The sequence below is a fragment of the Paenibacillus sp. OT2-17 genome (assembly GCF_009827695.1).
Taxonomy (GTDB): Bacteria; Bacillota; Bacilli; order Paenibacillales; family Paenibacillaceae; genus Paenibacillus; species Paenibacillus polymyxa_B.
On record NZ_WUDQ01000273.1, the window covers coordinates 1 to 4,899 of the forward strand.

The following is a 4,899-nucleotide window of genomic DNA, read 5'->3' on the forward strand; positions in this document are numbered from 1 at the left end:
CTATCTTATAAATCAGCTTTTCTGTTCCGCCAAAAATCCGATCCGTCCGATTGGGTTCATTCGAGAATACATGATACATATAGGTGCCCACTGGCTTTACCAAGAGCAGCAATATGACGATCACAATTCCAATTTGAAGCAGCTCCATCCTTTATTCCTCCTTCAAAATGCTCCTGCGTTTGGAACAACAGACCTGCTTCCAGAGCACCAATTGTGTGCACACGTTTGCGAAAACCCGCTACCTATGATGCTTAATATTCAGATCTGTTGTTCCCGCCCGCTCTATCCCCTATAGCTGACTAGAACTTTTCAGGGTTCAGGAGTGCGTAGATTAAATACATAAACACAATAGCCGTAAGCCCAAGTATAACGATCATCCTCTTCGTCCTCCTTTAGAGGTCTGCGCATCACACCAGCGTACAAACAGCAGTATCACTCCATAACTCACAGCCATGACGAGCAGCATGTATATATCCATCATGTTTATACCCTCCGTATCGGTCCTCAGATCGCCATTCTTATTTGATCATAAAATCATAAAACAACTATGTTATAAGTGCTTATCCGTTCAGCAGAAAACCCACCTCTCCGTTCAATGTGTAGATCACATGATCCGCTCCCAATCCCCGATAAATTCCTTGTGGATTACAGCCGTGCGTAATAACATAGATCGATTCCGATGTTAGCGGCCGACATATTTGCAGGAAACGGCACGTCAGATTCAAGCTGTTCTCGAACAAATACACACTACCAATTTCTTTTTTTGGAAAATTCCATTTTCCCGCTTGCATGGTATTGATGCGGACAATGTGCTCCACACCCATTTTTTTGAGCTGTCGTTCCTCCTGGGCGCTATTCGTGAGAACTGCAAACGCCAATTTTTTGAAAATAAGCAATTTCACAAAACTTCTGCCCGCTTCATTCGGTGCAGTGACAATAATTAACCGACCTTCCATCAGTAGCTCCTCTCCCGGTATAAAAAGACAACAAAAAGAAGCCGAAGGAAAAAGGCTTTCCTCCGGCTTCTTACATATCCATGATAAAATAAACCATGGCTGCACACGGCGGTTTGTTGCCTCTCCCTGTACGCTTACGAGGTTAGCTGTCGGATTCGGACGTGAGAGTCGCCCTATTTCTGGCACTTGACCTGAAAATTCACCCCATGAGACACACGGCTTCCGAAGCCGTACAATCTCGATTGGTTCCCCCGCTTTTGCAACTGCAAAATTCAGCGCTATAGACATTTCGTTGTTGCTTCATTCAAGTTAATTTGAAATTACGTCTTGAATCATACACCCGCGCATGGAAGACTGTAAAGCTCAACTGCGGGGTTATAAATCGGCCTTTAGAGCCTAGAATATTAATAATAGCGCTTACAATGCAACTATGCTTCTCACAGCTCCTTCAATCTCTGTTTTTCATCCCTTTTCGAAAATGACAAGCATGTCAATATTGGCGTAGGGTAGAGCGTTTTTGGCCTTTTTTTGTAAAAAGAGAAGAAAATACGCTATATGTACCAGCTAAACACCGATTGAACCCGCTTTTATAAGAAGAAACACCTTAATTCGCTCCATTTGCGGTGCGATTTACTGTTTTGAACAAAATACGATTTTACAGCGGCTAAAGGCTTGATACAGCTTTTCCAGACTTGCAACCTTGCTTTTAATTGCTTACAATTTAATTGCTGAATATTGAATAAGGAGAGATACTATGACCGTTTATGAATATGATGCGCACACCCTGCAAGGGAAACAAATTCCGTTATCCACATATGAAGGGAACGTTCTGCTTATCGTGAACACTGCCAGCAAATGTGGGTTAACCCCCCAATACAAAGCGCTACAAGAGCTATATGACCAGTACCATGAACAGGGGCTCGAAATTTTGGGATTTCCCAGCAACCAATTTGCCAAACAAGAGCCAGGTTCCAGCGAGGAGATTTCCGAGTTTTGCCAGATCAATTATGGTGTTACCTTTCCGATGTTCGCCAAGACAGATGTCAATGGCGATCAAGCGCACCCCTTATTTCGTTACCTGACCCAAACTGCTCCGGGGGTATTAGGGTCCAAAGCGATCAAATGGAATTTTACTAAATTCTTAATTACACGAGAAGGTAACGTATTTAAGCGCTATGCACCGCAAACCACTCCAGATAAGCTGGCGGGAGATATAGAGAAGCTTTTGCAGCAAAACTGACATCCTTCTTTATCAGTTAATAAACGACCTATTGTCTACCGTTGCTTCTGTGGCTAAAGGATATAACGAAAAATGCTTAACGAAAAATGCTTAACAAAAAAAGCATCCCTTCACGTAAACCGTGTCAGGATGCTTTTTTAACTGAGTCTTGCATATAATGCGGTCGAGAGGACTCGAACCTCCACGGGCGTACGCCCACTACCCCCTCAAGATAGCGTGTCTGCCATTCCACCACGACCGCAAATCATAATGTAATGAGGCAACAGATTTATTATACTCTCTCATCAACTATTTGTAAACAAAAATATAATAATTATTTTATACGTTATTTTAACTAACATATATGAGCGATAAGAATATTTAATTTGACACAAAAGCTATTTAAATGTAAATATATATTACATATATTTCGAATATTTTTCGTTATCCCCAAGTAAAAAGTAAAATAACATAACATAAGGATTCACTTCGAGGAGGCGAACCACCTTGTATAAAGGCAACCGCTTGCTGAACTATGCATTATTGTTGGACCCTTCCCTACCTGTTGGTGGCTTCACCCGTTTTAACGGACTGGAGAAACTATCGCGTAACGGACATTTGAACAGTCTACAAGACCTGGAACATTACATGCTGGATGATTTGTATCCTCAATTTACAACCGTTGACGGCATGGCTATCAAAAGTCTGTATGTCGCCATCCAGCAGAATGACAGTTGGCGGATCGCCCTCATTGATAAGATGCTGCATACCCAACGTCCCTCCTGGCAGCATGTGAAGGAGTTTCGTCTATCCGGTCAGCGTCTGCTCAAGCTCGCTAAGGCTCTTTATCCTTGGCTTGAATTTGACCAGTTGGAATCCATACTCATTCAATACAATGCGATTGGCACACTCGCTACCGTTCACACCTGGATTAACTTCCTCCTCGGAAACGATGTAGAACAGACCGTTCACGGCTATCTTAGCGCAGCGGTGTCCTTCTGTGTGGAAGATGCCTTCAAGCTACTCAATCCTCCTTATGAGGAAAAGAACCCTCTTATGGAGCGTATGACAAGCGAGCTCCTCTCTGCCTGGAAGAAGCTTAACCAACCTGAGCCAACTGCATCTCAGCGTCGCTTTCTTCACAGACATTGGTCCAGCTCCTACATCACTCTACCTCTTTATATGAGCCATAATAACCAATTGGATGAACCTAGACTGTTTTCCTCCTCAGGTCTATTCAAACGCCTTCCAGCATCCCCCTGATGCGTAGCTTCGCCAATGTGGTCACAACACGAAAAACACTCTGTCCCTTTCCTCAGGTGGCAGAGTGTTTTTTATCCACATATAATCGCAATTCACACCATTAGCAGACTCTAGACGGATTATCAGAACCACCTAGCACTTAATTAAGTAATTAATTCAACAAAATGACGCATTTACGATTGTAAAAACACGTATAAAAGTGTATCATAGTGTCAGATGGTTAATTCTAACATGTTTACTGATGATTATTATAACACACCAATTATTCCGCAAGAATCCGTAAGGGGCGATTTCTCTTGAATAACAAAATGCCTGTCACCTCCTTCGGGTGGGCCATCAAACAACGGCTTGTCGAACTTCGACTGGATCAGAAAACATTTTGTGAGACACACAATATTCCGCCTTCACGCTTGTCCAATCTGATTCACGGCACCCGCAAAGCACAAAGGTACAGAAAACAAGTTGCTGCAATTCTGAACATCGACGATAACGATTATAAGGAGGCACCGCACTCTAAACCTAACAAGCATTCCAGTTACATATAGGTCATTCCATATCACCAAGAAACCAAATAGACCCGTAAAGCGAACCCCACTCGTTCGTTTACGGGTCTTCAACCCAGACGATCTTTAGCCAAAAAATTATTCCGGCTTTGTTTTATCCTTCTCACTTTTTTGCTTACGGTATTTCGCAAATTCAACATATTCTAAAATAAAATTCTGTTCTTCCGTCTCAAGATCTTCTGCCTGGCAATTCAGTGGCCCCATCACTCCAAAAAAATAAGCAGCCTTCTGCTCCTGAAGTACGCCTTCTCCTGGCTTAATCCCTTTCATTAACCAATCGAGCGATACATTAAAAAAGTCCGAAATCTGAATCAAATGGGTGGTACCCGGCGTTGTTTTACCCCTTCTCCAATCACCGAGATTCCCTGAACTGATTTTAAGTTTTTCACAAAATGCCTTCTTGGTCATTCCGCGATCCTTAATCAAAGCTTCAATCCGCTGATAAATAGTTTGATCTCCCAAAATGTTTCCCCTCCGACACAGTAACTTTTTCTGAAATAATTTTCATTTTTCAGCCTTACTCATTAGTAATCCTCATGAAATCCTAAGCAACCATTACCCCATAGTAGAATTACGCTGGTTTTTCTCTTTACGAAAGCGGGTAAATTCAATATACTCAAGTATAAAATTTCTTTCCGCCTCACTAAGCGGTTCCCCCTGGCAATTCAGTTGCCCTGAAGCGCCAAAAAAATAAGGGTCTTGCGACTCCTTTAGCACCTCACCCTGTACATCTCGACCCAGCATGATCCAATCCAGACTGGCATCAAAAAACGAAGCAATTTCAATGAGTTTATTCGTGCCCGGCGTCGTTTTTCCTCTTTTCCAATCCCCGAAGTTCCCTGTACTAATGCCTAACTGCTGGCAGAACGCCTTTTTCGTCATTCCCCGTTCCTTGATG

8 protein-coding genes, 1 tRNA gene and 1 riboswitch are annotated in these 4,899 nt (G+C 42.7%); of the genes, 3 read left to right on the forward strand and 6 right to left on the reverse strand.

Going from position 1 to position 4,899, the window contains the following annotated elements; all coding sequences use genetic code 11:
* The 3 genes from GRP75_RS19290 to GRP75_RS19300 all read right to left on the reverse strand — a co-directional run.
* On the reverse strand, positions 1-148 hold a 148-nt coding region (locus GRP75_RS19290), incomplete at its 3' end, for a potassium-transporting ATPase subunit KdpA (RefSeq protein WP_160790091.1).
* 151 nt (positions 149-299) lie between these two features.
* Positions 300-377 (reverse strand): potassium-transporting ATPase subunit F, encoded by a 78-nt coding sequence (locus tag GRP75_RS30675; RefSeq protein ID WP_071559652.1) that lies wholly within the window; start codon positions 375-377, stop codon positions 300-302.
* A gap of 183 nt (positions 378-560) precedes the next feature.
* The gene (locus tag GRP75_RS19300; RefSeq protein WP_023987603.1) at positions 561-956 is read right to left on the reverse strand and encodes a hypothetical protein; all 396 of its coding nucleotides are present in this window, start codon (positions 954-956) and stop codon (positions 561-563) included.
* 115 nt (positions 957-1,071) lie between these two features.
* Positions 1,072-1,244: riboswitch (cyclic di-AMP (ydaO/yuaA leader) on the reverse strand.
* A 466-nt stretch (positions 1,245-1,710) separates the two neighbouring features.
* Between GRP75_RS19300 and GRP75_RS19305 the strand changes: the two genes are divergently transcribed.
* Complete coding sequence (locus GRP75_RS19305; RefSeq protein WP_023987602.1) at positions 1,711-2,196, forward strand: glutathione peroxidase; 486 nt, start codon at positions 1,711-1,713, stop codon at positions 2,194-2,196.
* A 158-nt stretch (positions 2,197-2,354) separates the two neighbouring features.
* On the opposite strand, the gene GRP75_RS19310 is transcribed toward GRP75_RS19305, so the two are convergent.
* A tRNA-Leu gene (locus GRP75_RS19310) sits at positions 2,355-2,437 on the reverse strand.
* Positions 2,438-2,700: 263 nt separating this feature from the next.
* Between GRP75_RS19310 and GRP75_RS19315 the strand changes: the two genes are divergently transcribed.
* Together GRP75_RS19315 and GRP75_RS19320 are read left to right on the forward strand one after the other, a co-directional pair.
* On the forward strand, positions 2,701-3,438 hold the full coding sequence (locus GRP75_RS19315) for an urease accessory protein UreF (protein WP_028543043.1): 738 nt from the start codon (positions 2,701-2,703) through the stop codon (positions 3,436-3,438).
* A 296-nt stretch (positions 3,439-3,734) separates the two neighbouring features.
* Positions 3,735-3,983, forward strand: coding sequence for a hypothetical protein (locus tag GRP75_RS19320; RefSeq protein WP_013309254.1), 249 nt, complete (start codon positions 3,735-3,737; stop codon positions 3,981-3,983).
* A 96-nt stretch (positions 3,984-4,079) separates the two neighbouring features.
* Here GRP75_RS19320 and GRP75_RS19325 read toward each other — a convergent pair whose 3' ends face one another.
* Entirely contained in the window at positions 4,080-4,463 is a 384-nt protein-coding gene (locus GRP75_RS19325) for a helix-turn-helix domain-containing protein (protein WP_013309253.1), read from the reverse strand.
* A 93-nt stretch (positions 4,464-4,556) separates the two neighbouring features.
* A complete protein-coding gene (locus GRP75_RS19330; RefSeq protein ID WP_337194248.1) occupies positions 4,557-4,898 on the reverse strand; it encodes a helix-turn-helix domain-containing protein in 342 nt (113 codons plus the stop codon).
* Between the last annotated feature and the right edge of the window lies 1 nt (position 4,899).